Origin of the sequence: Actinocorallia sp. B10E7, from assembly GCF_039871655.1 — a bacterium.
GTDB lineage: Bacteria > Actinomycetota > Actinomycetes > Streptosporangiales > Streptosporangiaceae > Actinocorallia.
Genome location: NZ_JBDPLZ010000001.1, coordinates 1,013,447 through 1,040,339 on the forward strand (window position 1 = coordinate 1,013,447; position 26,893 = coordinate 1,040,339).

28 protein-coding genes and 2 pseudogenes are annotated in these 26,893 nt (G+C 70.7%); 10 read left to right on the plus strand and 20 right to left on the minus strand.

What is annotated here, in order from left to right; translation table 11 throughout:
• Positions 1–27: 27 nt before the first annotated feature.
• The gene (locus tag ABGB12_RS04875; RefSeq protein WP_347674930.1) at positions 28–291 is read right to left on the minus strand and encodes a helix-turn-helix transcriptional regulator; all 264 of its coding nucleotides are present in this window, start codon (positions 289–291) and stop codon (positions 28–30) included.
• An 88-nt stretch (positions 292–379) separates the two neighbouring features.
• Here ABGB12_RS04875 and map point away from each other — a divergent pair, with 88 nt between their 5' ends.
• The 5 genes and pseudogenes from map to ABGB12_RS04900 all read left to right on the plus strand — a co-directional run bounded on the left by map (position 380) and on the right by ABGB12_RS04900 (position 5,532).
• Positions 380–1,144, plus strand: a complete 765-nt coding sequence (gene map, locus ABGB12_RS04880) for a type I methionyl aminopeptidase (RefSeq protein WP_347674932.1) — start codon at positions 380–382, stop codon at positions 1,142–1,144.
• Between the two features lie 98 nt (positions 1,145–1,242).
• A complete protein-coding gene (locus ABGB12_RS04885) occupies positions 1,243–2,421 on the plus strand; it encodes an FAD-dependent oxidoreductase (RefSeq protein ID WP_347674934.1) in 1,179 nt (392 codons plus the stop codon).
• A gap of 10 nt (positions 2,422–2,431) precedes the next feature.
• Positions 2,432–3,367, plus strand: coding sequence for a sigma-70 family RNA polymerase sigma factor (locus ABGB12_RS04890; protein ID WP_347674935.1), 936 nt, complete (start codon positions 2,432–2,434; stop codon positions 3,365–3,367).
• 568 nt (positions 3,368–3,935) lie between these two features.
• Positions 3,936–4,526: pseudogene (locus ABGB12_RS04895) on the plus strand (transposase); the annotation flags it as partial.
• Positions 4,527–4,750: 224 nt separating this feature from the next.
• Positions 4,751–5,532: pseudogene (locus ABGB12_RS04900) on the plus strand (SAM-dependent methyltransferase).
• Between the two features lie 22 nt (positions 5,533–5,554).
• Here the strand turns inward: ABGB12_RS04900 and ABGB12_RS04905 are convergent.
• Positions 5,555–5,995 carry an NUDIX hydrolase gene (locus tag ABGB12_RS04905; protein WP_347674937.1) on the minus strand — a complete coding sequence of 147 codons (441 nt, stop codon included), beginning with the start codon at positions 5,993–5,995 and terminating at the stop codon, positions 5,555–5,557.
• A 184-nt stretch (positions 5,996–6,179) separates the two neighbouring features.
• Here ABGB12_RS04905 and ABGB12_RS04910 point away from each other — a divergent pair, with 184 nt between their 5' ends.
• Positions 6,180–7,706 carry a hypothetical protein gene (locus ABGB12_RS04910; RefSeq protein ID WP_347674939.1) on the plus strand — a complete coding sequence of 509 codons (1,527 nt, stop codon included), beginning with the start codon at positions 6,180–6,182 and terminating at the stop codon, positions 7,704–7,706.
• Here the strand turns inward: ABGB12_RS04910 and ABGB12_RS04915 are convergent.
• From ABGB12_RS04915 to ABGB12_RS04970, 12 genes are all read right to left on the minus strand, one after another.
• Positions 7,687–8,757, minus strand: coding sequence for a hypothetical protein (locus ABGB12_RS04915; protein ID WP_347674941.1), 1,071 nt, complete (start codon positions 8,755–8,757; stop codon positions 7,687–7,689). The genes ABGB12_RS04910 and ABGB12_RS04915 overlap by 20 nt on opposite strands.
• A gap of 67 nt (positions 8,758–8,824) precedes the next feature.
• On the minus strand, positions 8,825–9,913 hold the full coding sequence (locus tag ABGB12_RS04920; RefSeq protein ID WP_347674943.1) for a DNA alkylation repair protein: 1,089 nt from the start codon (positions 9,911–9,913) through the stop codon (positions 8,825–8,827).
• A 58-nt stretch (positions 9,914–9,971) separates the two neighbouring features.
• On the minus strand, positions 9,972–10,931 hold the full coding sequence (locus ABGB12_RS04925; RefSeq protein WP_347674945.1) for an SLAC1 anion channel family protein: 960 nt from the start codon (positions 10,929–10,931) through the stop codon (positions 9,972–9,974).
• 95 nt (positions 10,932–11,026) lie between these two features.
• Positions 11,027–11,938, minus strand: a complete 912-nt coding sequence (locus tag ABGB12_RS04930) for a hypothetical protein (RefSeq protein ID WP_347674946.1) — start codon at positions 11,936–11,938, stop codon at positions 11,027–11,029.
• A complete protein-coding gene (locus ABGB12_RS04935) occupies positions 11,935–13,065 on the minus strand; it encodes a hypothetical protein (RefSeq protein ID WP_347674948.1) in 1,131 nt (376 codons plus the stop codon). Before ABGB12_RS04935 ends, ABGB12_RS04930 begins: the two co-directional genes overlap by 4 nt.
• A 25-nt stretch (positions 13,066–13,090) precedes the next feature.
• Positions 13,091–15,088, minus strand: a complete 1,998-nt coding sequence (locus ABGB12_RS04940) for a DNA/RNA non-specific endonuclease (RefSeq protein ID WP_347674950.1) — start codon at positions 15,086–15,088, stop codon at positions 13,091–13,093.
• Complete coding sequence (locus ABGB12_RS04945; protein WP_347674952.1) at positions 15,030–15,416, minus strand: hypothetical protein; 387 nt, start codon at positions 15,414–15,416, stop codon at positions 15,030–15,032. The genes ABGB12_RS04940 and ABGB12_RS04945 overlap by 59 nt, the downstream gene beginning before the upstream one ends.
• Positions 15,413–16,261 carry a zinc metalloprotease gene (locus ABGB12_RS04950; protein WP_347674954.1) on the minus strand — a complete coding sequence of 283 codons (849 nt, stop codon included), beginning with the start codon at positions 16,259–16,261 and terminating at the stop codon, positions 15,413–15,415. Before ABGB12_RS04950 ends, ABGB12_RS04945 begins: the two co-directional genes overlap by 4 nt.
• Positions 16,262–16,660: 399 nt before the next feature.
• Positions 16,661–17,890: a serine hydrolase domain-containing protein gene (locus ABGB12_RS04955; RefSeq protein WP_347674955.1), complete on the minus strand. Its 1,230-nt coding sequence runs from the start codon at positions 17,888–17,890 to the stop codon at positions 16,661–16,663.
• A gap of 53 nt (positions 17,891–17,943) precedes the next feature.
• Positions 17,944–19,011 carry a YihY/virulence factor BrkB family protein gene (locus ABGB12_RS04960; protein ID WP_347674957.1) on the minus strand — a complete coding sequence of 356 codons (1,068 nt, stop codon included), beginning with the start codon at positions 19,009–19,011 and terminating at the stop codon, positions 17,944–17,946.
• An 18-nt stretch (positions 19,012–19,029) separates the two neighbouring features.
• A complete protein-coding gene (locus ABGB12_RS04965) occupies positions 19,030–19,686 on the minus strand; it encodes a DUF3618 domain-containing protein (RefSeq protein WP_347674958.1) in 657 nt (218 codons plus the stop codon).
• Entirely contained in the window at positions 19,683–20,126 is a 444-nt protein-coding gene (locus ABGB12_RS04970) for a phage holin family protein (RefSeq protein ID WP_347674960.1), read from the minus strand. The genes ABGB12_RS04965 and ABGB12_RS04970 overlap by 4 nt, the downstream gene beginning before the upstream one ends.
• Positions 20,127–20,400: 274 nt before the next feature.
• Between ABGB12_RS04970 and ABGB12_RS04975 the strand changes: the two genes are divergently transcribed.
• On the plus strand, positions 20,401–21,144 hold the full coding sequence (locus ABGB12_RS04975) for an arylmalonate decarboxylase (RefSeq protein ID WP_347674962.1): 744 nt from the start codon (positions 20,401–20,403) through the stop codon (positions 21,142–21,144).
• A 1-nt stretch (position 21,145) separates the two neighbouring features.
• Here ABGB12_RS04975 and ABGB12_RS04980 read toward each other — a convergent pair whose 3' ends face one another.
• Positions 21,146–21,988: an undecaprenyl-diphosphate phosphatase gene (locus ABGB12_RS04980; protein ID WP_347674964.1), complete on the minus strand. Its 843-nt coding sequence runs from the start codon at positions 21,986–21,988 to the stop codon at positions 21,146–21,148.
• A gap of 326 nt (positions 21,989–22,314) precedes the next feature.
• Between ABGB12_RS04980 and ABGB12_RS04985 the strand changes: the two genes are divergently transcribed.
• Both ABGB12_RS04985 and ABGB12_RS04990 read left to right on the plus strand, forming a co-directional pair.
• Entirely contained in the window at positions 22,315–22,653 is a 339-nt protein-coding gene (locus ABGB12_RS04985) for a PadR family transcriptional regulator (RefSeq protein ID WP_347674965.1), read from the plus strand.
• Complete coding sequence (locus tag ABGB12_RS04990) at positions 22,650–23,591, plus strand: permease prefix domain 1-containing protein (RefSeq protein WP_347674966.1); 942 nt, start codon at positions 22,650–22,652, stop codon at positions 23,589–23,591. The genes ABGB12_RS04985 and ABGB12_RS04990 overlap by 4 nt, the downstream gene beginning before the upstream one ends.
• Before the next feature lie 3 nt (positions 23,592–23,594).
• Here ABGB12_RS04990 and ABGB12_RS04995 read toward each other — a convergent pair whose 3' ends face one another.
• The 5 genes from ABGB12_RS04995 to ABGB12_RS05015 form a co-directional block, all read right to left on the minus strand.
• Positions 23,595–24,311, minus strand: coding sequence for a TioE family transcriptional regulator (locus tag ABGB12_RS04995; protein WP_347674968.1), 717 nt, complete (start codon positions 24,309–24,311; stop codon positions 23,595–23,597).
• Between the two features lie 76 nt (positions 24,312–24,387).
• Positions 24,388–24,516, minus strand: a complete 129-nt coding sequence (locus tag ABGB12_RS05000; protein ID WP_347674970.1) for a hypothetical protein — start codon at positions 24,514–24,516, stop codon at positions 24,388–24,390.
• Between the two features lie 30 nt (positions 24,517–24,546).
• Positions 24,547–25,080 (minus strand): GNAT family N-acetyltransferase, encoded by a 534-nt coding sequence (locus ABGB12_RS05005; protein WP_347674972.1) that lies wholly within the window; start codon positions 25,078–25,080, stop codon positions 24,547–24,549.
• Positions 25,081–25,327: 247 nt separating this feature from the next.
• Complete coding sequence (locus tag ABGB12_RS05010; protein WP_347674973.1) at positions 25,328–25,744, minus strand: nitroreductase family deazaflavin-dependent oxidoreductase; 417 nt, start codon at positions 25,742–25,744, stop codon at positions 25,328–25,330.
• Entirely contained in the window at positions 25,744–26,367 is a 624-nt protein-coding gene (locus ABGB12_RS05015; RefSeq protein ID WP_347674974.1) for an NAD(P)H-binding protein, read from the minus strand. Before ABGB12_RS05015 ends, ABGB12_RS05010 begins: the two co-directional genes overlap by 1 nt.
• 102 nt (positions 26,368–26,469) lie before the next feature.
• Here ABGB12_RS05015 and ABGB12_RS05020 point away from each other — a divergent pair, with 102 nt between their 5' ends.
• Complete coding sequence (locus tag ABGB12_RS05020) at positions 26,470–26,856, plus strand: helix-turn-helix domain-containing protein (RefSeq protein ID WP_347674976.1); 387 nt, start codon at positions 26,470–26,472, stop codon at positions 26,854–26,856.
• Positions 26,857–26,893 lie beyond the last annotated feature (37 nt).

Sequence of the window (26,893 nt, forward strand, 5' to 3'; positions counted from 1 at the left end):
CGAGCGGCTGGAAAGGGGGTCGGGGTTCTAAGCGCTGGTGCGGACGGGGATGGGGCGCCAGGCGTCGGCCAGGTCGGACAGGGGGGTGTCGAGGGCTTCGCTGAGCTGGACGATGGTGCCGAAGGCGGGGGTGGGGAGGCGGCCGGTCTCGATCTTGCGGAGGGTTTCGGGGGAGATGCCCGCCGCCAGGGCGACCGCGGCGAGGGGGCGGGTTCCCCGGGCGGCGCGGAGGGCGGCGCCGAGGCGGCGGCCTGCCTCGATCTGTTCGGGGGCGAGCGGGAGCCGGACCATGCGGTCAACGGTAGGCGGCGGACTCTTCGGAGGCAACTATGGTGGTATAAAAATACCGCTCCGTTGTCCAGGGAAGCGAGGATCACCAGTGATCGAGCTCAAGTCGCCCGACCAGATCGAACGTATGGGTGTGACCGGCCGGTTCGTCGGAGAGGTGCTCACGGAGCTCGGCGAACTCGCCGCGGTGGGGGTCGACCTGATGGACCTGGAGCACCACGCGCGGCGGCGGATCAAGGAGCGCGGCGCACAATCCTGCTACTGGGATTATTCGCCTTCGTTCGGGCGGGGGCCCTTCCGCAACGTGGTGTGCCTGTCGGTCAACGACGCCGTCCTGCACGGGCTGCCGCACCGCTACAAGCTGCGTGACGGCGACCTGCTGAGCATGGACATGGCGGTGAGCATCGACGGCTGGGTCGCCGACTCCGCGCGCTCCGTCGTCGTCGGCACTCCGTCCGAGGACGATCTGCGGCTGATCCGTGCCACCGAGGAGGCCCTCGATGCCGCCATCGACGCCGCCCGGCCGGGCAACCGGCTGGGAGACATCTCCTCCGCCATCGGTTCGGTCGCCGCCGGCTACGGCTACTCGGTCAACCTGGAGTTCGGCGGCCACGGCCTCGGCCGCACCATGCACGAGGACCCGCACGTCCCCAACGACGGCCGGCCCGGACGCGGCTACAGGCTCCGCCCCGGCCTGACCCTCGCGATCGAGCCCTGGCTCGCCGCCACCACCGACAAGATCGTCTACGACCCCGACGGCTGGACGATCCGCTCCGCCGACGGCTCCCGCACCGCCCACTCCGAGCACACGGTCGCCGTCACCGAGAACGGACCCCTGGTCCTCACCCGCCGGTAGCCGGTGCGGCGGCATGTGACCCGCTTCACAACGAAGTTCTGTCAGGGACCGGCCCGCTGTCTCGCTCAAGGGGCAAGCGAACAGACGGGAGCAAGACCATGAGGCACCGCATCGTCGTTCTCGGCGCCGGCTACGCCGGGGCCTACTCGGCCGGGATCCTGGCCCGCCGCCTCAACTCCGCCGACACCGAGATCACCATCGTCAACGCCGAACCCGACTTCGTCGAGCGGCTGCGTCTCCACCAGCTCGCGGCCGGTCAGGACCTCAAGAAGCGCCCGCTGGCCGACATCTTCGCCGGCACCGGGGTGCGGCTGCGCCTGGCGCGCGTCGAAGCGGTCGACGTCGAACGCAGGACCGTCGCTCTGGACGACGGCGAACTCTCCTACGACACCCTCCTTTACACGCTCGGCAGCACCGTCGCCGACCACGGCGTCCCCGGTGTCGCCGAGCACGCCCTCCACGTCACCGGCCGGGCCGCGGCGCTGCGGCTGCGCGATCGCCTGGACGGCCTGGGCGAGGACGGGCGCGTGCTGGTCGTGGGCGGGGGCCTGACCGGCATCGAGGCCGCCACCGAGATCGCCGAGTCGCGGCCCGGGCTGAAGGTGGCGCTGGCCGCCCGCGGCGAGCTGGGCGACTGGCTCTCCCCCGGCGCCCGACGCCACCTGCGCGGGGCCTTCGACCGCTTCGGCATCGACGTCCACGAGTACACGTCCATCGAACGTGTCGAACCGACGCGGGCGATCGGTGCCGACGGCGCCGTCTTCGCGTCCGAGGCGACCGTGTGGTGCGGCGGGTTCGCCGTCCACCCCATCGCGGCCGCCAGCGGCCTCGAGGTCGCCGACACCGGCCAGATCATCGTCGACGACACCATGCGCTCGGTCTCTCACCCCGACGTCTACGCCGCCGGCGACAGCGTCCACGTCATCGGCGAGAACGGCCGGCCGCTGCCGATGTCGTGCGCCTCGGCCGGTTTCACGAGCATGCAGGCGATCGCCGCGATCGTCGGACGCCTGACCGGCCGAGAGATCCCGTCCACCGCGATGAAGTACTACGGCAACCACATCAGCCTCGGACGGCACGACGCGATCACCCAGATGGTCGACGGCGACGCCCGCGCGAAGTCCTGGTACCTGCGGGGCGGCGCGGCCGCGCGCCTCAAGAACGGCATCCTCAAGGGCGCCGCCTGGAGCACGAGCCACCCGACCTTCGGCATGCCGGCCCGGAAGCACCGCTTGATCACCACGCCCGAGCGCTCCGCCGAGGCGGCCCTCGCTTAGGGTCGGCCGCATGGACGCCCGCACCATCGAGCAGTTCGAGGCCAGCCGGTCCCGGTTGGCCTCGCTCGCGTACCGTCTGCTCGGCTCGGCCGCCGACGCCGAGGACTCCGTGCAGGACGCGTTCCTGCGCTGGCAGGCGGCCGACCGCGACCGGATCGAGGTGCCGGAGGCCTGGCTGACCAAGATCGTCACCAACCTGTGCCTCGACCGGCTCCGCTCCGCGCGGGCGAGGCGTGAGCGCGCAGTCGGCGCATGGCTGCCCGAGCCGCTCCTCGATGGCGACCCGATGCTCGGCCCGGCCGACACCTTCGAACAGCGCGAATCGGTGTCCCTGGCCGTGCTGATCCTCATGGAACGCCTCTCCCCCCACGAGCGCGCCGTCTACGTGCTGCGCGAGGCGTTCTCCTACAGCCACGCCGAGATCGCCGGCATCCTCGACATCACCGAGTCCGCCAGCCAGCAGCACCTCCACCGGGCCCGGCGCCGCGTCACCGCCTCGCGCCGCGACGACGTCATCGACGGCGCCGACGCGCGCCGGATCGTCGAGGCCTTCCTCGACGCCGCCGCCTCGGGACGGACCGAGCGGCTGATCGCCCTGCTCACCGAGGACGCGACCGCGGTCTCGGACGGCGCCGGACTCTCCGAGAAGCTGCTGCTGTTCCCCACCCCGGAGCGGGTGGCCGCCACCGTGCGGGACGCGCTCAAGCCGAGCGAAGGCAAGCGGCGGCGGGCCGGCGGCTCCCCCGCGCTGCACGCCGGCGTGGTCAACGGCTCCCCCGCCATGATCGCCGTCATCGACGACCGGGTGGTGGGCCTCGTCGTGCTCGAGATGCGCGACGGCAAGATCGCGTCCGCGCACGGCATGGCCTCCCCGAAACGGCTCGGCCGCCTCACCGCGGCGTGGTCGCAGCAAGAGCACGACGCCCCGATCGTCGAATCGTGGTGATCGCCGCCCTGTGAGAGCCATGTCAGGTTCGCGCCGCTGTTCAGGCAGCGCCCTCAACTCGGTCGGCTCGGCTTCCACCCAGCGCTTCATTCGCCCTCTGTCTCCCGCAGGAACTCGTCATCCCAGAAGAAGGGTTGTCGTGCGGGAAGCGCGTGCCTTCTCTCTCGTGGCGGGCGGCAAGGCCACTTCAGCCCGTTCACATAGTCCGGCTCCGAGTTCACCCCCTCGCAGAAGACGACGATCGTCCTGAGCTCATGCCGCTTCGCGGCCGTCCTCTTGAGAGGTTTTCCCCGTCGTGCTCGCTGCCCCATCCCGTCAGCCGATCAATCCGAGGGCACGCAGAAACCCCGTCTGATCCACCTGGAGAAGAGCTCCGAACCGCCCTAGGTAAGCGTTCTCGAGATTCTGCGACTTCCTCACCCTCTCGCCGGCGAAATCGGCCAGGGCGCCGAGGCGGGTGGAGCCGTCCGGCCGCTTCTCGGTCAGCCAGACCTCATCTCTGTTCAGGTGGTTCAACAGGATCTAGCAAGGAATCCCGGCCGTTCACGGCCGGCTGGGCGAGGTGGTCGGCTTCCTGGGTGTGGATCTGGGCATCGTGAACATCGCCACCACCAGCGACGGCGACCGCCACGCCGGCAAGCATCTCAACCAGGTCCGGCACCAGAACCGGCGACTGCGCCAAAGGCTCCAGAAGAAGGGCACCAAATCCGCCAAACGGCTGCTGCGCAAACTCTCCGGCCGGGAGGCGCGGTTCGCGGCCGACACCAACCACCGCATCGCCAAGCAGCTCGTGACCGAGACTCAACGCACCTGCCGCGGCATCGCCCTGGAAGACCTGGGCGGCATCCGCGACAGGGTACGGCTCCGCAAGCCCCAACGGGTCACCCTGCACTCCTGGTCCTTCGCGCAACTCGGCGCGTTCATCTCCTACAAGGCCGCCCTGGCAGGGGTGGCGGTGGTGTTCGTCGACCCCCGCCACACCTCGCAGGAATGCAGCCGCTGCCACCACATCAGCCGGAGCAACCGGCCTGACCGGTCCACCTTCCGTTGCACGTCGTGTGGCTTCGCTGAGCACGCCGACGTGAACGCAGGCCGCACCATCGCCCAGCGCGGTGAAGCGATCTGGGCAGTGAGTCACGCTGCCGACGACGCGGCCTGAACCACACCCGCCAGGTGTGAGGAAGAGCTGCAAGCTCGGCCCTTCAGGGCCGAGAAGTTGACCGACACTCGGCCCTCGTACCACGCCGAGTCGGCCGCGCAGGCCTGGACGAGCACGCTCGACTTCCTGCACGGCGTCCTCGACTGAATCTTGTAATTTTCCGGCAAAGTGGACAGCCTTGCGGTGAGTCATTCACCTTCGAACACGCGCGCAAGGGAGCAGCCGTGGCCGAGGCCGGACCCGAAATCGACAAGAGCGTTCCGCATTCCGCGCGGATCTGGAACTACTGGCTGGGCGGCGAGGACAACTACGAGGTCGACCGCGCGGCGGGGGACGCCTACATCGAGGTGTTCCCGGAGATCGTCGACACGGCCAGGGCGGGGCGGGCGTTCCTCGCGCAGGCGGTGCGGCGCCTGGTCGTCGAGGAGGGCGTCCGCCAGTTCCTCGACGTCGGGTCGGGGCTTCCCGCCGCCGACAACACCCACCAGCTGGCGCAACGGCTCGACCCCTCCGCGAGAGTCGTCTACGTCGACCACGACCCGCTCGTCCTCGCCAGGCCCGGACGCTGCTGACCAACACGCCCGAAGGCGCCACCGACTTCCTCGACGCGGACATGCGCGGCCCCGCCTCCGTCCTGGAGCGGGCCGAGGCGACCCTCGACCTCGATGAGCCCGTCGCGCTGATGCTGATGGGCTGCCTCGGCCACATCCCCGACGACGACGAGGTCCGCTCGATCGTGCGGGGCCTGCTGGCCGGCCTGCCGTCGGGCGGCTTCCTGGCCCTGTACGACAGCCACGACGAGAACGCCGCTCTGAACGAGGCCCAGCAGGGCTACGACGACACCGGAGCGATCCCCTACAAGCTTCGCGGCACCGACCAGATCAGGGAGCTCTTCACCGGACTCGACCTCCTCGCCCCCGGCCTCGTCCTCTACGAGGACTGGCCCGGCGCGACCGTCGAGCGCAAGGGCCTCCCCGTCGTCTGCGCCATCGGCCGCAAGCCCTGACCCGGACGGCCAGGCGCCGGACTTACAGTCCGATGTTGGACTTCAGGCCCATGTAGGATCCGGCGCCCGGGAATCCGGCCCGAATCAGGTCGACGAACCTGCCGGTGAAACCCAGAGACGGCAGATCGCCGATCTTGACGAACTCCACGCCGCGGATCGGCCGGGTGTCCGCGCCGGGCAGGATGTCGCCGACGGTCCCGCCGACGCGCCGGACCTCGAAGGTGATGTGGACGACGTGCGTGCCACCGCCCGGCAGGTGGTCGCAGACGTAGAGCAGCCGGCCGGGCTCGACCTCGACGCCGGTCTCCTCGCGCATCTCCCGCACGAGCGCTTCGGCGAGGGTCTCGCCGTGCTCGACCTTGCCTCCCGGCAGGGACCACGACCGTCCGGTATCGGTGTCCTGGTCGAGCAGCAGCAGCGCGTCGTCCTCGACGAGGACACCGGTGACCCTCACGTTCAGCACGCCGGCACCCTACTCCGCGAAGACCGCGCGGTGGACGGCCGCCGACAGGGCCTTCAACGTCGTCGCTCCGGAACTCCTCGCCGTTCGGACGGGTTCGCCGACGTTCCGGAATCCGTGCCCGGGAACGGGGCGCATCGCGCGCGTCTCCCGGCGCATGGACGTGGATTCCGGATACCCTCGCCGGGTGGACGCCGTGGAGGAGGCCGCTGGAGCGGCCGAGGTGTTGACGGATCCCGATGCCGAGAGGCGCGCCGTCCGGGCGGAGACGCCGCCGGGCCCCCTTCCCGAAGGCCCTTCCCCGCTGGACCCCGTCATCGCCTCACTGACGCGGCGAGGCGAGTGGGAGACGGCCTGCGATCTGGTCGGCGCCGTGCTGTCGCGGGCCTGCGCCGGTGACGGAACCGGCCTGTACGAGGCGTTCTGGGCCGCGGAGCGGTTGTGCGAGGAGTTCCGGTCCGCGCCCGCGCGGCTGCTTCCCGCGCTGAGCGCCGTGCTCGCCTGGCGCGGCACGGGTCACCCCTGGGTCTCCCGCCTTCCGGGGAACGCCGCCGACCTGCTCGGGCGGGCCGGGCAGACGGACGCGGCGGACGTGCTCGCCGACGCGGCCGGTGATCCCGCACTGCGGGAGACCGCCGACCACGCCCTCACCGCCCTCATCAGGCTCGGCGACGGCAGGAGCGTGATCCTCCTCGCCAAGGACCTGCCCGGCCGGCCCCGGGCGTTGCGCGCCGCGGTGGAGCACGGCCTGCCGTTCGACCCCGGCCTGCTGTCCGCGCTCCGGGAACGGCTACGGGAGCTTCCGGCGGGCGGACCCGACCTCTTCGAGCTTCTGCGTTCCTGGGGCTCCGACGCGCACGAAGCGGTACCCGAACTGTGCGCCGCCTTGCCGGAGGCGGCCCGGCCGGCAGCCGACGCCCTCGCCGCCGTGGCCCGCTCGACCCCCGAACTGCCGCAGGCCGAGACGGCCCTGCGGCAGTTCGTCTCTGACGGCGACGTCCGGGAACGCATGGCCGCCGCCCGCGCGCTGTGGCGGCTCACCGGCGACGCCGAACCCGTGCTCGCCGAGGTCGCCGCGGCCTTCGCCACCGGCGAGAGGCCCCTGCGCCACGACGCCGCCGAGGCCTGCCGCGAACTCGGCGAGGCGGCACGCCCTCTCCTGCCCGTCCTGCACGCCCTCCTGACGCGGGTCAAACCCCGCAGACTCCCCTGGCAGATCGACGTGGCCGTGGCGGTCTGGCGGCTCACCGGCGAGGCCGAGCACGTACTCCCGGCCCTCGACGCCGCCCTCGCCACCCCCGCGAGCGTCACCAAGGCGATCCTCGCGGCCGGGGAACTGGGCCCGGCGGCCCGTCCCCTGGCCGAACGCATAGCCCACCACCTGTACGACCTCGACGAACTGCCGACGACGATCCGGACCCTGCTCCGCGTCTGCCCGGACGGCGGCCTCCCCCCGGGATGTTCCCCGCCCCGCCTCCTCGACCTCCTCCTCACCCACGCGCGAGAAGCACGGAACGCCGCACCGGCCTTCGAGGTCATCGCCGAGGTGGGCACCCGTCACCTGACCGGCGCCCACCTCGAACACCTCCGCGCCTGCGCCACCGGGGAACGCCGCGTCTCCCGCAAGCACTCTCCGCCCGACATCGCCGCCGACGGCGCCCTCGGCATCGCGGCCCGAACCCTCCTGGAGTCCGTCAGCCGTGCTTCAGGATGAGGGCGTCGGTGTCCGTCTTGCCGTTGTCATGACCGGCGACCGCCCACAGTGACGTTCCGCCGCCGGGGACGCGCACCATCCTGTTCACGGCCAGGGGGTGCTTGCTGCCCGGCATGTCCTTGACGGAGGCGCGGGCCCAACGCCCCTTCGTGAAGTGGTAGATCCCGGACTGCACCGCGGGGTAGGCGGGCCAGGACGACGCCCACAGGCCGCCGGAGCCGTCGGAGACCAGGTCCTTCACCGCGATGCGCGGAGCCTTCGCCTTCTTCCAGGCCTTCCCGTTCCACCGCAGCAGCGTGGACTTCCCCGCGACCATGCCCGCCGTCCAGACCTTTCCCGCCGACGACGTCACCCCGTACATCATGCCTTCGCCGGGGATGCGGGTGGCCTTCCACTTCCTGCCGTCCCACACCGAGGCGTGCGGGGTGCCGGTGTCGGTGTCGCCGCCCACGGCCCACACCTTGCGCCCCGTCCCGACGGCGGAGAACGCGGTGAAGCCCATGTCGTAGGTGCGCCACTTCCTGCCGTCGTAGTGCCCGGCCTTGCCCTTGAGGGTGAAGTACCAGACGTCCTTGGCCCCGCGCACCAGCAGCCGTTCGACCGAGTCCCCCGCCGGGATCAGCTTGGACTTCCAGCCCCTGCCGTCCCAGCGCGCCAGGTAGGACTGTGTCATCTCCTCGTTCTGCCCCGAAAGCCACAGGTTGGTGCCGGACGAGGCGCCGAGGTCGCTGACGGACGAGCGCGCGAGGCCGTCGGGCAGCCGTTGCCTGCTCCACTTCGCGCCGTCCCAGCGAAGCAGAGCCGCCCCGCCCGCGCCCATCCCGTGCCCCAGCACCGACCAGGCGAGTTTCGGGGACACCGCGGTGAGCCCGTCGAAGTTGGCGAGACCGCCGCCGATCCGCAGCTTGACGTTCTCGGCCACCCGCCAGCGGGGCGTGGCCCCGGCCTCGTCCGCCGGGAACACCGTGACCACGACGGACACCACGGACACCGCACCTGCGACGACCCCGAACCGGCGCACCAGGGCGGACGGTGCCGTACTCGCTGCCATGATCTCTCCCGGTTCACCTCGCCGAAACACAGAAGGATCCATCCTGCATCACCCGGGAGCCGCGCTTCTACGGTTCTTCGACTCCCGTCCGGTTCACGACCGTGAACGGCGCGCTCGCCCTCACCTCCCCGTTGACGATGATCTCCAGGACGCGGGGGCCGGGCGGCTCCCGCCGGGTCGTGACCGGCCGGTAGGAGTGCGCCTTGGCGACGGTGAACCGCTCGTCCCCGCCGACGGCCGTGCGGTTGCCCAGATGGAACGTGCGCCGCGAGCCGTCCCTGCGGATCAGGTACTTCAGGACGAGCGGGCCGGGCTCGCGCGCGCCGAGCGTCACCGTGAAGCGCAGGCGCCCGCCGATCGGCACCAGCGGATCGTCGATCTCCAGCCGCTCGACCCTGCCGTTGCCGGGCACCGCGCCCACCAGGGAGAGCGCCCCGGAGTGGCCGGCCCTCAGCAGACCGCGCAGCGCGTGCCGGAGCACGCTCTCCACATGGGAGCCGCCTTCGGCCCTCCAGCGGGAGAGCAGCCCCACCACGAACTCCGGGTGGTCCTTCGCCAGGTCGTTCACGTGGTTGGCCACCGACCGCCGCACATACTCGCTGGGGTCGTCGCGGAGCCGGTCCAGGATGGGGAGCGTCGGGCCCGGCTCCATCAGCCAGCCCACCCTGGCGCCCCAGGGCAGACGGGCGCGCGTGCCTTCCGAGGCCAGCCGACGCAGGTGCTCGTCCGGGGAGCCCGCCCAGCCGCACAGGATCTCCAGCGCCTCCTCCCGGTACCGCTCCAGGAGGGGGCGGACCGCGAACTCCCCGGTGCTGAACGGCGTGAGCGCCGCGAGGGTCTCCATCGCGGGCTCCAGATGCGCGAGCCCCCTCGCCCCCACGTACTCCGTGGCGGGCCAGCCGCTCCAGAGGTCCAAGCGCACCTTGCCGGCGCTCTCCCGCAGGACTGCCGCGGCCTCGGGGAACGGGAGCGGCAGCCGCCCGTCCAGCGCCTCGGCCACCCGCCGCACCCTGGCCTTGAGCTCCAGCCCGTCCAGCCCGGAGAGGGCCTCCCGGACGAAGGCGTCGCGCTCGAAGGGAGCCCACGCCGCCGCCACCCCGTCGGCCAGCGCGCCCACCGACTCCTCGTTGACCCGTTCCTTCAGAGGTTCCGCCATCCCGGCATCGTCACAGACGGCACTGACATTTCCGCTCCGTTCCCGAAGCGTTCGCGGGCTACTCGGGCACGCAGATCTCCCGGCGGGCGACGGCCCGCAGGGTCAGCGTGCCGACGACGGCCACCACGACCGTGACGAAGGCCAGCAGTGCCAGGGCCACGACGTCGTAGACGGGCGCGGGGGTGGCCTCCGCCATGGCGATCGCCGCGGTGGCGGCGGCCGCGAGGGGGAAGGAGTACGCCCAGTAGGGAACGGCGAAGGGGATGGTGCGCAACCGGGCGAACTGGGCCAGCAGCAGCACGGTGAACATCATCGCCGCGGCGTACAGGATCCGTCCGAGAGGGTCGGCGACCGCTCCGGTCAGCGCCTGCCACGACAACATCACGACCGCGGGCGGGGCGATGAAGATGGCCAGCGTCGGCAGCATCTTCTGTGGCAGCGGGACCTCGTGGAGCAGGACCCGGTGCAGCAGCAGCGGCAGCAGTCCCAGCCAGAAGACCACTCCGACCCCGAAGGAGAACCAGGCCAGATCGGCCGAGCCCAGGGACGCCGCCGCGAGCGGGGTGATCACGTTTCCGACGATGGGGATGAACCAGGCCGGCGTCACCTGGCTGAGCGTGATGTCGGGCCGCCCGAACCAGGCGGAGAGGACCAGGACCGTCAGGACCAGATGGCCCACCGCCCCGGCCCACCACGCCGCTGCGGCGGCGCCGGGCAGCAGGTCCTGCCCGGCGGTCGCCAGCAGCAGCAGGGAGATCGTGATCGTCGGCACGAACGCCATCCGGACGGGGTGGCGCAGTTCCGCCCGCGCCGCGGCCGTGTGACGGATCCACTTGGCCGCGTACAGCCCGGCGACGAGCACGAAGACCGCCAGCGCGACCGCGAACACGACCTCGCTGATCCACTCCGGCACGTCCCACACCCGGGCCGCCCGCCGCCACGCGAGGGACAGCCCGCCGAGTCCCATGACGACCGAGAAGAGGCTGACGGGAAGGTGTTCCAGCCGTGAAGTCGGCACGGGGGCTCCTTGCTCTCCGGCCGGGTCAGCCGACCCGGCCTCGGTCTCCGTTCCTCCTCGCCAACATACCCCCCAGGGTATTAATTCCCCGAGGTTCAGCGGCGTACATGACTCTTCTGGGGCGGGATGAGCTGGAGCCTGATGTCGGAGGAGTTCTGGATCACCAGGACGCGGCTGGTGGTCGGGGACCAGCGGACGGGCACAAGGAAGAGCCGCCCGTCGGACTCCGCCAGCAGGCGCAGGCCGTGGTACCGGTGCCGGTAACTCTGTTTCTTCCCCAGGTCGGTATAGGAGACTCCAAGTGGCGTGCTGTGGATGGCGTCCTGGGTGTAGAGGAGCACGCCCGGATAGGACCGAAGCTCCTCGACCATGCCGACCGCCCGACTCCTCCCGTAGAGGGACGAGGCGAGCGCACACGTCCAGAAAAGACCTGCGATCAGCAGGACGAGGAGAACGCCGCGGATGAGGTCCACGGCCTCGGGAGGCGGCATCCACAACGGCTTCTCGCGGTCGGCGTCCCTGGCCTGCCACAGCCAGAGGCTGTACCTCAGCATCAACGCGCTCAGCATCAGCGCCAGCGGGGTCTCGATGGGGCGGCGCGTCAGGGTGACTCCGGTGACCATGCCCACCAGCGCTCCCACCAGCAGCAGCAGGCCCAGGTAGAGCAGCGCCAGGCTGGTCCAGCCGACGGCCGCGTCCCTCCGCGGCTCGGAGACGAACCACTTCCCCACCAGGTACACCCCTGCCCCGAAGAGCACGGCGAGCGCGAGCACCACGACCGCCACGAACACCGCTTCCGACCCGTAGAACAGCAGATCGGTCGTCGTCAGGTTGATCAAGTCGAGGTCGGCCCCGAAGTACTTGAACCTGGCCTGGGTCGACAGATATCCGAAGTACAGAAGCAGGGCCGTGACCAGGGTCGTCGGCGCGACGATGCCGATGATCGGCGCCAGCCGCGCCGTGAGCGGCTTGGACGCGGGCTCCTTCTGCGTCTCCTGCTCCGTCATGACGGGGGCACCTGCCCTCCGGGATCCTGCTGCCCGGGAAGTTGCTCGCTTTCCGGGGTCATCTCGTCCGGACCTTGAGTCGTCTCACCCGGGCCCTGAGTCGTCTCGTCCGGACCTTGAGTCGTCTCACCCGGACCTTGAGTCGTCTCGTCCGGACCTTGAGTCGTCTCACCCGGACCTTGAGTCGTCTCACCCGGACCTTGAGTCGTCTCATCCGGAGTCGGAGTCGTCCGCTCCTGATCCGGTTCTCCGGTCTGTTCTTCCCCGGAAGGCCGGTTCCCGGGAGCCGGCGGCTCTTCGGACGGCGGGCCCCCGGTCTCCGTCCGGTCGCTCCCCGGTTCGACGGGCTGGGTCGGCTCGGGAGGCGTGGGCTCCACCGGAGGCGCCGTCCCGGTCTCCTGCCCCGGACCCGGGGTTCCTCCCGGCCCGGACTCCGTGCCGGGCCCGGGAGTTCCGGGGAGGGGCCCCGTCGGGGACGTCTCTCCTCCAGGCTCCGCCTCGACGGCGGTGAGCTCCGCCTTCTGCGTGGTGACCTTGAACCCCGAGTCGGACTTGGGGAAGCCGCTCTTCTGGTCGACGGTCAGCGCGAGCGGCTTCTGCGCGGTCGGTTTCAGGTCCTCGCGCAGCAACTGGCATGGTGGGATCTCCCGGGACGGGCACATCACCTCGGTGCTGATGTCGAGCTCCCCTCCGGGCCTGCCGCCCGCGACCAGCTTCACGCCCAGCGAGCAGTGCGCCCCCGGCCGCAGGATGAGGCCCGTCACGCACGGCTCGATCCGGGCGAGCCGCAGAAGGCCGTTGCGTCCGCTACCGCCGGGAGCCGCCTCCCCCTGGCAGGTCTCCTCCTCGTAGACGCCCGGCGGCCCCGCCGCCACCTTCTTCACCGTGACCGTCAGATGCTCCCCGCGGTTCTCCAGCCGCATGCAGGCCTGGTTTCCGTCGAACCCCTTCTCCGACCAGCCCTTGATCGTGTACTCGTTGTCGATCCTCGCCCCGTTGAGCTGCCAGGTCGTCTCCCCCTTGGGCCTTTTGGCGAGCATGGTGAGCACCACGAAGATCGCGCTGCCGACGAAGGCCACGGCGACCAGCGCCGCCAGCAGCGCCTTCTTGTTCTTCAGGACGTCCATGTTCATCCCCCGCCGAGACGGTTCGTCAGAGCAGCAGGTCCTCGGGTCGGAGGATCTCCCTCGGCAGCGGGGCGGCCTCGAGCCTCTCCAGAGGGTCGGCCTCGACGTACGGGTCGAGGCCCAGTCCGGTGAGCTCGGCGACCTTCCGCACCGGGACCTGGAACGTCCGGTACGCGTCGTAGGAGAACGCCTCGCGCGTCAGCAGATCCTCGATGAGCGCGGCCTGGCTGAGCAGGTAGCCGGTGACGGACGGCTGCCCGGACTCCTTGACCATCGCGACGACCTTCCAGAACTGGCGGGGCAGCCGGACGCCGCTGAACTCCTCGTCGTCCTCCGCCAGGACCGGCCCGGTGAACACGCTGACGGCCAGGTCGTGGTTGTCGGCGTTGTTCAGCACGTAGTCCTCCAGCCCGAGCCACAACGTCGCGCCCGCGTTGAAGTCGTGGTGCTGCGGGGTCGCGTTGGTGAAGTGGAACGTGTCGTCGTTGGCCGCCTTGGCCTGGGCCTCGGTCCCCCAGGCCGGGTCGAGGCGGCGGACCAGATGCCCCCGGTCGATGTCCCTGTGCCGGTAGGCCTCCTCGTTCGTCTGCTCGTCGGCGGGCAGCCGGGGGTCTGTGATCCAGCGGTCGTTCTCCCGGCGCGGCCTCCGGGAGCGCTTTCCGTCGATGTTGCAGGCGGTGAACAGCGCGAGCCGCCGCTTCCGGTGCATGACGATGCTGAAGTGGTGGTACTTCAATTCGGCGGACGCGGCCGCAGCGAGCGTGCCGGGCAGAACGGGCAGGGGAAGCCTGTGGGCGAGGAACCCCGGATCGTAGCCCTCACGGTCGGTGTAGTCCCGCTCCGTCCTCTCCCGCTCGACCGCGGCCGCCGCCACGTCCCCGAGCCGGACCGTCACCTCCAGCGGGACCGAAAGCTTCACCTCCCCGTCCCCCAGGGAGGCCGTCCGCCCGTCGGGTGAGGGTTCGAGGACGGTGCCGCCCACGGACACCTCGGGCGCGGCCACGCCGGTGACCGACGGCAGTGCCGCCGCCGGCCCCATCGCCGCGGGCGTCTGGGACGCCAGCCGCTCGGCGGCCCGCTCGACGGCGAAGATCTCGTCGACGAGCGCCCGCTTCTCGGGCGGCAGCGGGGCTTCACGGATGAACCTGCAGATCCGGCTGATCCTTATGCCTTCATTGACGAACCGCCCGTCCCCGTCTCCGTTCCCGGAGACCGGCACTCCGGCGTGGTGCAGCGCGACGATCTCCCACTGGTCGTTGAACACCGGCGATCCGGACGATCCCGGCTCGGTGTCCGCCGTGTAGTGCAGGAACCTGTCGGGGATGTCCACGATCCGGTTCTCGCGGAGCGCGACCTGCTTCTTGTCCCCGCGCGGGTGCTGCACGATGGTGACGAACTCCCCGATGATCACCTTGCCCTCGGACTCGATGAGCCGGTTGAACCCGAACGCCGTCAGTTCCCCGGGCCGCGCGTCGACGGCGACCAGCGCGAAGTCCCGGTCTTCGTCGGCGAGGAAGAACCTGTCCGGGGCGAACCCGTACACCTTGGGCTGCAGCGGCTTGCCGTCGATCCCGTCCTGGTAGTCGAACTCGATGACACTGGCGCGCGCCGTCTCGGCGTCGGGCAGCACGTGGTGGTTGGTCAGCAGCAGCGTCGGGGAGACCAGGGACCCCGTCCCGTAGCCGCGCAACTGCCCGTGGTCGTCGCGGACGTTCACCCGCCCCACGCCTCGGGCGGCGGCCACCCCTGCGTCGAGGTACCGGACGCCCACGAAGTCCGCGGTATCGATGATCTTCTCCAGCTGGGCCGCGGCCTGTGGCGTCTCCGGTTCCAGCAGGTCGCCCTCGCCGTAGAAGCGGTTCAGCCGGTCGATGCGCCTGCTGACGCGTTCCGGCGAGTCCGCGGCGGCCACCCCGCCCGGTCGCGCCAGCGTCGACTCGTTCTGGTGGCGCTCCGCGGCGCGGTCACGCACCCTCCGGGCGGCCGCCTCGTTCTGCCTCTCCAGTCGCCTGATCTCCACCATGGTCCAGCCTTCGTTCCTCGATCGTGAGCGTGTCCCGCGTACGGGACACGACGGTGATCCCGAAGGGCCTGCCCCGCTCTTCGGGGAAGCTGACGTCCACCCGGTCGGGCCCGCGCCGCTCCCAGCGGCCCTCCACCTCGCGCGGCCGGTCGTCCGGCCCCGGACGGCGTTCGACGAACGTCCCGTCCGGGCGGAACTCCAGTCCCCGGCGCGGACGGCGCGAAGGGCGGAAGGGATGGTCGGCGGGCCGGTAGACCTGCGCCGTCCCGGTGTCCTCCTCGAAGGAGTGCAGCCAGGAACCGGTGACGTCGGGCGGCACGCCGCTCATCTGCGGCCGGTGACGAGCCCGAGCGCGTCGTGGATCTCCGAGAGGATCTCCTTGGTCAGCCGCTCGGTGTCCTGGAGCAGCCGTTTCACGTCGCCGTCGCGTCCGGCTCCGCCTGCGCCGGCCGCCGCCATCTCGGGCTCGGGCTCTCCGACGGGTCCGGTCGGCCGGGCGGTGACCAGGAAGGAGGCGCGCGCGCCCTCCAGGCAGGCGTTCATCCGCTCGCTCTGGCCTCGGGTGAACATGAACATGGCGCTGTCGTCGACGTAGTCCATGTAGTTCATGAACATGTCGCCGTTCGGCCCGTTGTCGCAGCTGATGCGCGGGAACGTCGGCGTCCCCGTGTTGCCGTCCGCCTGGTTCGGGGTGTCGGCGACCCGGTCGCCGTTGCTGCACGCGCCGTCGTCGTCTCCCCAGATGTGGAAGAGGTCGAGCCAGTGGCCGATCTCGTGCGTCGCGGTGCGCCCGCCGTCGAAGGGGTGCGCCGCGGTTCCCGTGGTGCCGAAGGCCGAGTGCAGGATGACCACGCCGTCGGTCTGCGGGGGTCCGCCGGGGAACTGGGCGTATCCCAGCAGTCCGCCGCGGAGCTGGCAGACCCACATGTTGAGGTACTGGTCGCTCGGCCACGGGTCGGCGCCGCCGGTGGCCCTGGCCTTGACGGAGTCGTCCGTGTCGAAGCCCCGTTCGTCCGTCTCGACCCGGATGATCCCGTCAGTCGGCTTGCCGAACGGGTCCCGGTCCGCGAGACGGAACTCCACGCGGATGTCGGCCACCAGCGCCTTCCAGACGTCCGGGACCTTCGACGTATCAGGATTCGCGGCCCGGAAATCCCGATTCAGAACCGACAATTGACTGTGGATCTGCTCATCGCTGATGTTCTGGTCCGGGCTGGTGGAATGGTGAACAACATGCACGACAACCGGAATAGTGACCACTTCTCTCCGAGAGGAGATGAGCTGCTCCTTCTCGTACTGAAGCGCCCTGTTCTCGATCCGCGCCCGTTGCGCCCGGTAGGTCATGCTCTCGTTGAGCAGCCTGCGGTGAACGAGCATGGTTCCGCACAGGTCCCGCACAGGTGCCGGGAAATGGCCGGGTTCCGCCATGGAAGGTCCCTCCCGGGCCGCCCGGGGCGGCCCGTCCCTCTCCTTACAGATTCCCCGGTCATACCCCCGACATTTCGGACAAAGCCCCGCAAATCACCAATACCCCACCAATTCCATTCTTGACATTTCATCCACCATTCCGCGTCAGTCGCGGGTGCGGCTCGGGGCGGGCGAAGAGGGCGTGGCGGGCAGGTTGTAGACGTTCTCCGGGGTGGCGACGCGGGTGACCGCGTTGGCGAACAGCGTGCCCACGTCACGGCCCTTGTGGCTGGTGTCGGTGTTGGTCAGCACGACGAGGGTCGCCCGCCGGGCGGGCAGGTGGACCACGACGCTCTGGTAGCCGGGCAGCGAGCCGTTGTGCCCGAGCCAGCCGCGGACCTCGAACATGCCGAGGCCGTAACGCAGGCCGGGGAACGGCTCGTACGGGTCCTTCATCCGCTCGGCCTGGGTCGCGGGCGACAGGAGCGTGCCCGTGGCCAGTGTCTGCGCCCAGCTCCGCATGTCCTCCATCGTGGAGATCATGGCCCCGGCGGCCCAGGCCCACGAGGGGTTCCAGCCGGTGGCGTTCGTGAGCCTCCCTCCCGCCGCCTGCCTGGTGTAGCCCTGGGCGTGCGGACGGGGGAACTCGGTGCCCCGGGGGAAGAGCGTCCGCCTCAGCCTGGCCGGGACCAGCACCTCCCGCCGGACGAACTCGCGCAGGGGCCTGCCGCCGACCTTCTCGACCACCAGGCCGAGCAGGATCGTGTTGGTGTTGCTGTACTGGAACTTCTCTCCCGGCTTGAAGACCGCCCGGTGCCCGAAGGAGTAGGCCAGCAGCTGCCTGGGGGTGAAGGAGCGCTTCGGGTCGGCCAGGACGGCCTTCTGGAATCCGGGGTCGGAGGTATAGGGGTAGAGCCCGCTCTTCATCCCCGCCAGCTGCCGGAGCGTGATGCGGTCGCCGTTCGGCACACCCGAGACGTACTTGGAGACGGGGTCGTCCAGCCCGAGCCTGCCCTGGTCGGCCAGCCGCAGGAGCGCGGTGACGGTGAACGTCTTGGTCTCGCTGCCGATCTTCATGAAGAGCCCCGTGGACATCGGGGCCCTGGTGGCCTTGTCCGCCACCCCGAACGCGCGCACATAACCGCCGCCGTCCATCCACAGGCCGACGATGACTCCGGGTGCCTTCGTCTCCTTCATCACCCCCTTGACGGCCCGGTCCAGTTTCTCCGACACCCGGGAGGAGAGGACCCCGGCCTCGGGGCTCACCGTCAGCACTCCGAGCCCGGCGCGTTCGGCCTGCGAGGTGTTCTCGCCGCAGGCCGAGACGGCCAGCGACCCCGCCAGGCCGAGGGCCGCCACCGCCGGGAAGGCCCTGCACCTGAACCCGAGCGTCATCACAAGCCGCCTCTCCCCGATGATCGGAACGGGATCCCGCTCCGATCATGAAGCTACCCAGGGGAGCGGCCCGCGTACCCCGGGTGATCGGGGTTCTCGTCCGGCCCGTCCGCTCCGTCCGAATCGCAGCCGTCGTTCCGCGACGGCAGGTCGTCCTCGTCGAGCGCCCGGGTGTCGCGGAGCTCCACGTAGGGCTCCTCGTCCGCCGGATGCCCCGTGGTGATGGCCCGTCCGCGTTCGAGTTCGGCGTTGAACTCGGCGCCGAGCAGGATCGCGATGTTGGAGATCCACAGCCAGACCAGGAAGACGATGATCCCGGCGAGGCTCCCGTACGTCTTGTTGTACGAGGAGAAGTTCGCGACGTAGAAGGCGAAGCCGGCCGAGGCCGCCAGCCAGAGCAGGATCGCCAGGAGCCCGCCCGGGGTGACCCATCTGAAGCCCTGCTTGGCGTTGGGTGAGGCCCAGTAGAGCAGGGCGAACAGGAAGCTGACGCCAAGCAGCAGCACGGGCCACTTGACGATGTTGAACGTGGTGACCGCGGCCGAGCCGAGGCCGATGAGGTCTCCGGCCCGCTGGGCCAGCGGGCCGGAGACCACCACGGCGATCGCGGAGACCGAGAGCAGGACCAGGGTGATCAGTGTGACGGCGATCCGGATCGGCAGCGTCTTCCAGATCGGGCGCCCCTCCGGCACGTCGTAGACGACGTTGGAGGCGCGCATGAACGCCGCCACGTACCCCGACGCCGACCAGATCGCCAGCGCGAGACCGACGAGGGCCACGACGCCGGCGCCCGTCCGGCTCCGCTGGAGCTCGGTGAGGGCGTTGATCAGGATCTGCTTGGCCGGGCCGGGGGCCAGGTCGCCCAGATTCCCGATCAGCCCCTGGGTGGCCGAGGTGCCGCCCAGGCCGACGAGGGAGATGACCACCAGCATGGCGGGGAAGATCGACAGGACCCCGTAGTAGGTGAGGGCGGCCGCCCTGTCACCGAGGTCGTCCTTCTTGAACTCCCCGACGGTGCGCTTCACCGCCGCCCACCAGGACGGGGCCGGCAGGTCGGTCGGCGTGTCGGGGGCTTCTTCCCCGGCCGCGCCCTCCGTCTGGCTCTTCTGGTTCGTCCGCATCGTCGGCCCCGTGTCCGCTCAGCTCCCGGCGGGCATGCGCCGGGCGGCCCGGCGCAGGATGGTCAGGACGAGCAGGGTGCCGAGCGCCGCGCCGGCGCCCTCGGCGCGGGGCCTGGCCTCCGGCGCCGCGGCGGCCTGCCGCGCCCTCTCCATCGTCCGGACGGTGACGTCGCTGGTGACGATCGTGTTGACGGCCTGCCCGACGGGGCCCTTGGCCCGCGCCGCGGCCTCCCGCACCGCCCACACCGTCCTGGCCCACGGGGTCCTGGGACGGCGGCGGCGCCGCTGCCACGTCCAGACCGCGACGCCGGCGGCGGCGACGCCCGCGGCGGCCGCGGCCCCGCCCTTCATCTTGGGCGCGTTCTCGGGATCGGTGACGGTCCGGCGGGCCTGCGTGCCGAGCTCCTCCGCCCTGCCGCGCACGGTCTGCAGCCGTTCCCGCGCCGTGGCCTTGGCCTGGCGGGCCCGCTCCTGGGCGCGCCCCTTCACGTCCGTCTTGGCGACCAGCGCGTCCACGGTGTCGCCGAGTTCCCTGCGGGTCTGCTCGATTCCCTCGCGCAGCTGCGTCACGTTCTCGGCGCCGGTGTCCTCCTGGGTGCCGAGCGCCGTCGCGCCCGACCGCGTCGTGTCCCCCGCCGCGATGGGCGCGCTTGCGTTGTCCCCCGGGTGAGTCATCGGTGTGCTCTCTCCTTGATCTCGTTGATGTCCTCGCGGGTGCTGGCGACCGCCCGGTCCGGGACCGGCGGGGCGGCCTCGGCCACCTGCTTGCGCCCGCGCATGCCGACCACCGCGGCCACGGCCAGCAGGACCGCCGCGACGATGAGCGCCGCGGCCCACAGCGGCAGCACCAGGTCGAGCGCCGCGATCGCCGCGACGAGCAGCGCCGCGATCCCGTAGCCGGCGAGGACGCCGGCGCCGCCGACCATCCCGGCCCCGATCCCGGCGCGCTTGCCCTTGTCCTTCATCTCCAGCGCGGCCAGCCGGATCTCCGCGCGCACCAGGTCCGAGACCTGGTCGGTGGCCCGCTGGATCAGTTCGCCGACCCCGGGCTCCTCCTGCCGCTCCTCCGGCCAGGCCCACGCGCCTGCGGCCCTGTGCTGGGTCCTCTCGGTCATCTCTCCTCGCCTCCCCCTGACGATCGGCGGCCGCCTGAACGAGAACGGCCGCACATCAGCCGTTCCCGTTCAGCGCCCGGCAAACCAGCACACCCAAAATTCCCCGTATGTTTCGCATTACAGGACGCTGAGGTTTAAATCGCCCATCGCAGAGGCCCACCCGGGTCGCGCGGGTGCACGACCGGCTGCGCCCGGTGACGGGAAAAGGGCTCCCGATAAGGTGCCGAATCGGGGAAACCGCGTTTCCCTCCCGCCGGACGCACCAGGAGATCTTTTGACGAACGCAGTAGGGCCTCGCGCCGTCTTCGGGGTCATCGTGCCCAGCACCAACACCGTCGTCGAGCACGACTACTGGAAGGCCGGCGTCGACGGCGTCGCCTACCGGGCCGGATCGATGCACATCCCGAACCCCGTCATGGGCGACGACGCGGACTTCCAGGCACTACTCGGGCAGATCCGCGCGTCCATCGACACCGCCGTGCGGGACGTCCTGACGGCCGAGCCCGACCGCATGGTGATGGGCATGTCCGCGGAGACGTTCTGGGGCGGCGTCGAAGGCAACGCCTCCTTCGAACGGCGGCTCCGCGAACGCACCGGACTCCCCGTCACGACGGGCGCGAGCGCCTGCCGGGCCGCCCTCCGGGAACTGAGATGCCGCCGGATCTCGGTGTTCTCCCCCTACCAGCCCATCGCGGACAAGGAGGTCGGCCGGTTCTTCACCGAGGCCGGTTTCGACGTCGCCGCCATCACCGGGCTGCGCTGCCCCACCGCGATGGACATCGCCCGCGTCCCCGACGAACGCCTGCGCGAGGTCGTCGCCGAACTCGACGGGCCCGACGTCGAGGCGATCGTCCAGGTCGGAACGAACCTGTCCTTCGTCGCGCTCGCCGAGCGGCTGGAGGCCGAACTCGGCAAGCCCGTCGTCGCCATCAACGCCGCGACGTTGTGGCACGCACTGCGCGAACACGGAATCGACGACCGCGTCGAAGGCCACGGGAGCCTGCTCCGCGAGCACTGACTCAGCCGATGCCCCCCGCGTCCGGGCTGAGCGCGCCGGAGAACAGCAGGCCGAGGATGAGCAGGCCGAGCGCCACCCGGTAGACCACGAACGGCGTGAACGTGTGGGTGGAGATGTACTTGAGGAACCAGGCGATGGCCGCGTAGCCCACCACGAAGGCGATGGCCGTGGCCAGCAGCGTCGGCCCCCAGGAGGGCGCCGGGCCCTCACCGATCTTGAACAGCTCCAGCACGCCCGAGGCCAGCACCGCCGGAATCGCCAGCAGGAACGAGAACCGCGCCGCGGCCTCCCGCTCGTACCCGAGCAGGAGGCCGGCGCTGATCGTCCCGCCGGAGCGGGAGACGCCCGGGATGAGCGCCAGCGACTGCGCGAAGCCGTAGCCGAGCGCGTGCGGGAACGTCAGCTCGGTGATCTTCCTGGCCCGGCGCCCGGCCAGCGACCGGTCCGCCACCGCGAGGACGAGACCGAAGACGATCAGCGTGGTCGCGATGACCCGCAGGTCCCGCAGCGAGGTCTCGATGGTGTGCTGGAAGGTCACGCCCAGGACGCAGATCGGCAGCGACCCGACGATGACGAACCACCCCATCCGGGCGTTCGGGTCGCTCCGCCGTTCCTTCACGAACAGGGACGTCGTCCAGGCCCCGATGATCGACGCGATGTCCTTGCGGAAGTAGATGAGCACCGCCGACTCGGTCCCGAGCTGGGTGACGGCCGTGAACGCCGCGCCCGGATCCTTCCAGCCCGCCAGCGCGGAGAAGACCCGCAGGTGGGCGCTGGAGGAGATCGGCAGGAACTCGGTGAGTCCCTGCAGCAGTCCGAGGACGACAGCTTCAAACCAGGACATGAACGACGTGCTCCCCCACCAGGACCGATCCCCGCCCCCGGGCACCGGACCCGGCGAGATAACCCGGAACCGTATCTCCAGAAAGGTGCACAGACGGTGTACGGCGCCTTATCGGCACATGTACGGATGACGACAGTCCGCCCCCGGCCCGTTGACAGAGGCATATCGTTTTTCGATACCTCGGCCGCCGCCGCCCTGTGCCGCGAGCTCGGCTGCCAACCCGGCGACCTGCTGAGCTTCAAGGACGACCGAAGACGATCAGTGTGGTCCGTCCGAGTCCTCGCGACACGTGACATTAGTGTGCGACGCACACTATAGTGCTGCTCGTGTCCTCAGAAGAACTGATCAACGGCCAGGCCCAGGAGCTGCGCCGCGGCACCGTCGTGCTGGCCTGCCTGTCGCTGCTCGAGGAGCCGCAGTACGGCTACGCGCTCCTGGAGACGCTGAACGACGCAGGGGTCACCGTCGACGGCAACACCCTCTACCCGCTGCTGCGCAGGCTGGAGAAGCAGGGACTGCTCACCAGCGAGTGGAACACCGACGAGGCCCGGCCGCGGAAGTTCTACCGGGTCAGTCCCGAAGGCTCCCTGGTGCGCGCCGGACTGGTCCGCGAATGGCGTGACCTCGTCGCCTCGATCTCACGACTGACCAAGGAGAAGCATTGAGCGCGAACACGCTGACCGAGCGCTACGTACACGAGGTCGTCCGGCGGATCCCGGCCGACCAGCGCGACGACGTCGCCGACGAACTGCGCGCCGCGATCGCCGACACCGTCGAAGCGCGCGAAGCGCAGGAACCCGCCTCGGCCGAGCGCGAGGTCCTCACCGAGATGGGCGACCCGATCCGGCTCGCCGCCCGCTACACCGGCCGTCCGCTCTCGCTGGTCGGGCCCGAGTACTACCCGTCCTACGTCCGGCTGCTGAAGATCCTGCTGTCCGCCGTGCTGCCGGTGGTCGCCGCCGCTTCCGTGGTGGCCGACGTCCTCGACGGCGGCGACATCGTCTCGGTGCTCGCCGGAGGCATCGGCGCGGTGATCACCGTCGGCACCCAGATGTTCGCCTGGCTCACCATCGTGTTCGTCCTGGTGGAGCGGTCGCGCACTCTCGAACGCTCGGTCCACGGCCCCGACGCCTGGACCCCCGACGACCTGCCCGACCTTCCCCGGCCGGGCAGGCAGGACGCGGCGGCCTACGCCTCGGCGGCCTGGAACACGCTGCTGCTCGCACTGATCGTCTGGCAGCACGTCGCCGAGCCCTACCGGACCGACCGCGGCGGGATCCCCGTGCTCGACCCCGCCCTGTGGTCGGGCTGGATCTGGCCGATCCTCGCCGGCCTCGCGGGCGTCGTGACCTTCGAGCTGGTCCGCGCCGCCGTGCACCGGTGGACCGTCCCGCTGGCCGCCGGCTGCGCCGTCGCCGAAGCGCTGTTCGCACTCCCGCTGGCCTGGGTCCTCTACCAGCACATGTTCTTCAACCCCGAGTTCCTGGCCGCCGTCAACGACGGCTGGACCGTCCCGGACTCCTTCTACACGATCGCGATGCTGGGCGTGCTCGCCGTGAGCGCGATCGACGCGGTCAAGCGTTTCCGCGAAGCCCTCGACTGAGCGTCACCCGCGTGCTCCCCCCTCGCGGGACTCCATGTCGAGATAACGGGCGAGCCGGGCCGAGGCCCTCAACATCGAGGAACTCCGCCTGGCGATCCCGGAACGCCAGTCTTCGAGGGTCGACTCCAGCGCTTCGACGCTTCCGGCGTTGCGCACCTGCTCGATCGCCGAAGCGATCCGTTCCAGCGGATAGCCGCCCCGCCGAAGCTGGTGAGCGAGGTGCGCGTCCCTCACCGCGGCGGCCGGGTAGGCGCGGTAACCGGTGACGGCATCCCGTTCCGGGCGGACTATCCCGGCTTTCTCCCACTTCCGGAGCGTCGCGGGCCGAAGCCCCAGCCGCCGGGCGAGGGACCCGATGTGCACCTCGCCCCTCATCAGCTCGGGAACGTCCTGCGAGGTGAGGTCGCCCAGCGCCCGTGTGACGGCGTCGAGGGTCTGCCGGTCGCGGAGAAGCCCGGCGTGGCTCTGGTCGATCAGCCTGAAGACCATCTCCAGATCCCCCTGGTTCGCCGCCCTCATGATGTCGGTCGCGACCTGGTGCCCGTGCCCGGGAACGAGTGCGATGAACGTCCGGAGGGCCTGCGCGTGCTCCGGCCCGTACAGCCGGTAGCCGTGAGGGCTCCGCTCCGCCGCCGGCAGGATCCCGGCCTGTTCGTAGTTCCTGACGGCCTGCGTGGAAATCCCGTGTTCCCGGGCCAGGTCAACGGGTCGAAGTCCCAAGTCGTCCTCCATGAGTCTCAATGAAGGTCCAACCATACGGTCGAAGGCATGGAGAGTCAGAGCCTGCCGGGGAGGGTCAGGCCGGCGGGCCCGGGCGGAAAGGGAGGGACTGGAAACGACGGACGAAGTGGCCCGAGGCGAAGACGCCGCGGGCGGTGTCCACCTCGAAACGCGGGTAGCGGGACAGGAGCTCTTCCAGGACCACGCGGGCCTGGAGACGTGCCGACGACGCCGCCTACCGCTGGGAACCCCGGACCTGCAGGTCCTTGTAGTAGTAGCTGGTCGATCTGAGGTCTCCGGCCGGGCCCGCCGTGGCGTCCGGCAGCACGCCGTACTCCGTCCACCCTTGCCGCCGGTACAGCCGCTCCGCGGGGCTCGCGGTCTCGACGTCCAGGAGCAGCAGGGTGCGGCCGAGCACTGCCGCGGCGTCCTCCGCCGTGCTGAGCAGGGCACGGGCCAGCCCTCGCCCGCGGGCACGCCGGTGCACCACCAGTTTGGCCACCTCCGCCCGGTGCGCGCGGCTCGGCGTCCCGTCCAGCCGCAACTGCACGGTCCCGTCGATCCGCCCGCCGGAGCGGGCGGCCCACAGGAGCAGGCGTCCCCCGGCCAGGTCGGGTTCCAACGCCGTCCACCAGGCGGCGAGCTCAGCCGGACCCGTCTTCGCGCGGAACCCGATGGACGCGTCGTCCGCCACCGCGTCGGCGAGCAGAGCGGCGAGCTCGCCGACGCACCCGGCCAGCCCACCGGCGTCCACCCGGGAGATCTTCATCAGGACGCCCCTCCTGGATCCAGCCGCCCGCCCATCCACGCCCCTTCACCCTTTCCCGCCGGTTCCTGAACCAAGTACTCCTTGAACGCCATGAAGGCCCCGCCTTTCAGACGCCGAACGCGCCACCGACGAACTGATCGCCCACGACGCCGGAACGGTGTTCTGACCACCCGTTACGGCCCGCCCTTCGACGACGCTGCCGCACGGACACCGAAAAGGCCACTTCCGATGATCGGAAGTGGCCTTTTTACCGGCGTTCCAGGAGAACCACGGGGATCTCACGGGCGGTCCGCTCCTGGTAGGCCGCGTACTCCGGCCTGGCCGACACCATCAAGCGCCATAGAGGCGGACGTTCCGCAGCGATGACGGGACGCGCCCGCGCGGTGAAGACCTCCGTACCGACCTGCACGGTGACACATGGATCGGCGAGCAGGTTCAGATACCAGGCCGGATGACGGTCCGCGCCGCGGTTGGAGGCCACCAGGACGTAGCGGTCGCCGTCGAGTCCGTAGACCAGCGCGGTGCGGCGCGGTTCACCGGTTCTCCGGCCTCGGGTCGTCAGCAGCAGGTCGTTCATTCCCGGCCGTGGTCGGCCGCCGGTCTCCTGGAAACGACGGATGTGCTCGGCGACCCAGGGGTTCGGGCTGTCGTGGACCTCGGGCATCACGCTTCCCCGACGCTGACGGCGGCGCGGTGGTGGCGAGGCGCCTCGATCTCGTCGAGCAGCGCGATCGCGAAGTCCGCGTACGTGATCCGGCTGGCCGAGTCTCCGTGCTCGGCGACCCGGTACTGGCCGGTGCGCGCGCCATCATGGTCGAAATCCCCCGCAGGTGCGACGTACGCCCAGTCGAGCTCACTGTTCCGGAGCTCGTCGAGGCCCGCCGCGTGGCCGAGATAGAAGTCGCGGTACTCATCGGGGTAGCCGGGCTCGTCCATCAGCGGCGCACCGGACGCCCCCGGCATGATCGACGCGAGCCCGACCACCACCAGCCGGTGAACACCCGCCTTCGCCAGACCGCCGGTCAGGGCGCGGGCCGACGCGGTGAAGAACTCGCGGGGCGGCACGGACAGATCGGCGGCGGCGCTGATCGCGGCGTCATGCCCGACGGCCGCACGTTCAACGCTCGCCCCGTCCGTGACGTCACCCGCCACCACCCGCACATCGGCCAGATCCCCGTGACGCGCGGGGTCGCGCACCACGGCGGTGACCCGGTGCCCTCGTCGACGCGCCTCGGCGATCGCCTGCCGACCGGCCCGACCACCCGCACCGAAAACCACGATGTCCATGGCAACCACCTCTCACCGGAACCGGAGCCTTTTGCTCCCGGCCGTTTCGCGGACGCTACCGAGACCTGTGGTTACCACCGGGATACCGGCTATCGTGAGCCCATGAGGGAGCCCCTGCCCGCCGACATGTTCGACGAGCTGTGCCCGTCCTCGCTCAACCCGATCCGCTTCGGCGACAAATGGGCGGCGCTCGTCATCCGCTGCCTGGAACACGGCCCACGCCGCTTCTCCGAACTGCGGATCCCCCTGAGCCGCGTCACCCCCAAGGTCCTCACCCGGTCACTGCGTTCCCTGGAACGCGACGGCCTGGTCAAACGCACCGTCCACACCGTCACCGCCCCGCACGTCGAGTACGAACTGACCCCTCTGGGCCGCAGCTTGCTCGCCCCGATGGCGGCCGCCTGCGCCTGGGCAGAGGAGCACTGGGACGAGTTGCTCGACGCCCGCGAGTCCCACGACGCCGCGACCCGTCTCGACCCCACCGGCTGACGCGGTCGAGGCGCAGCTCGAACGTATCCGCCGTCTC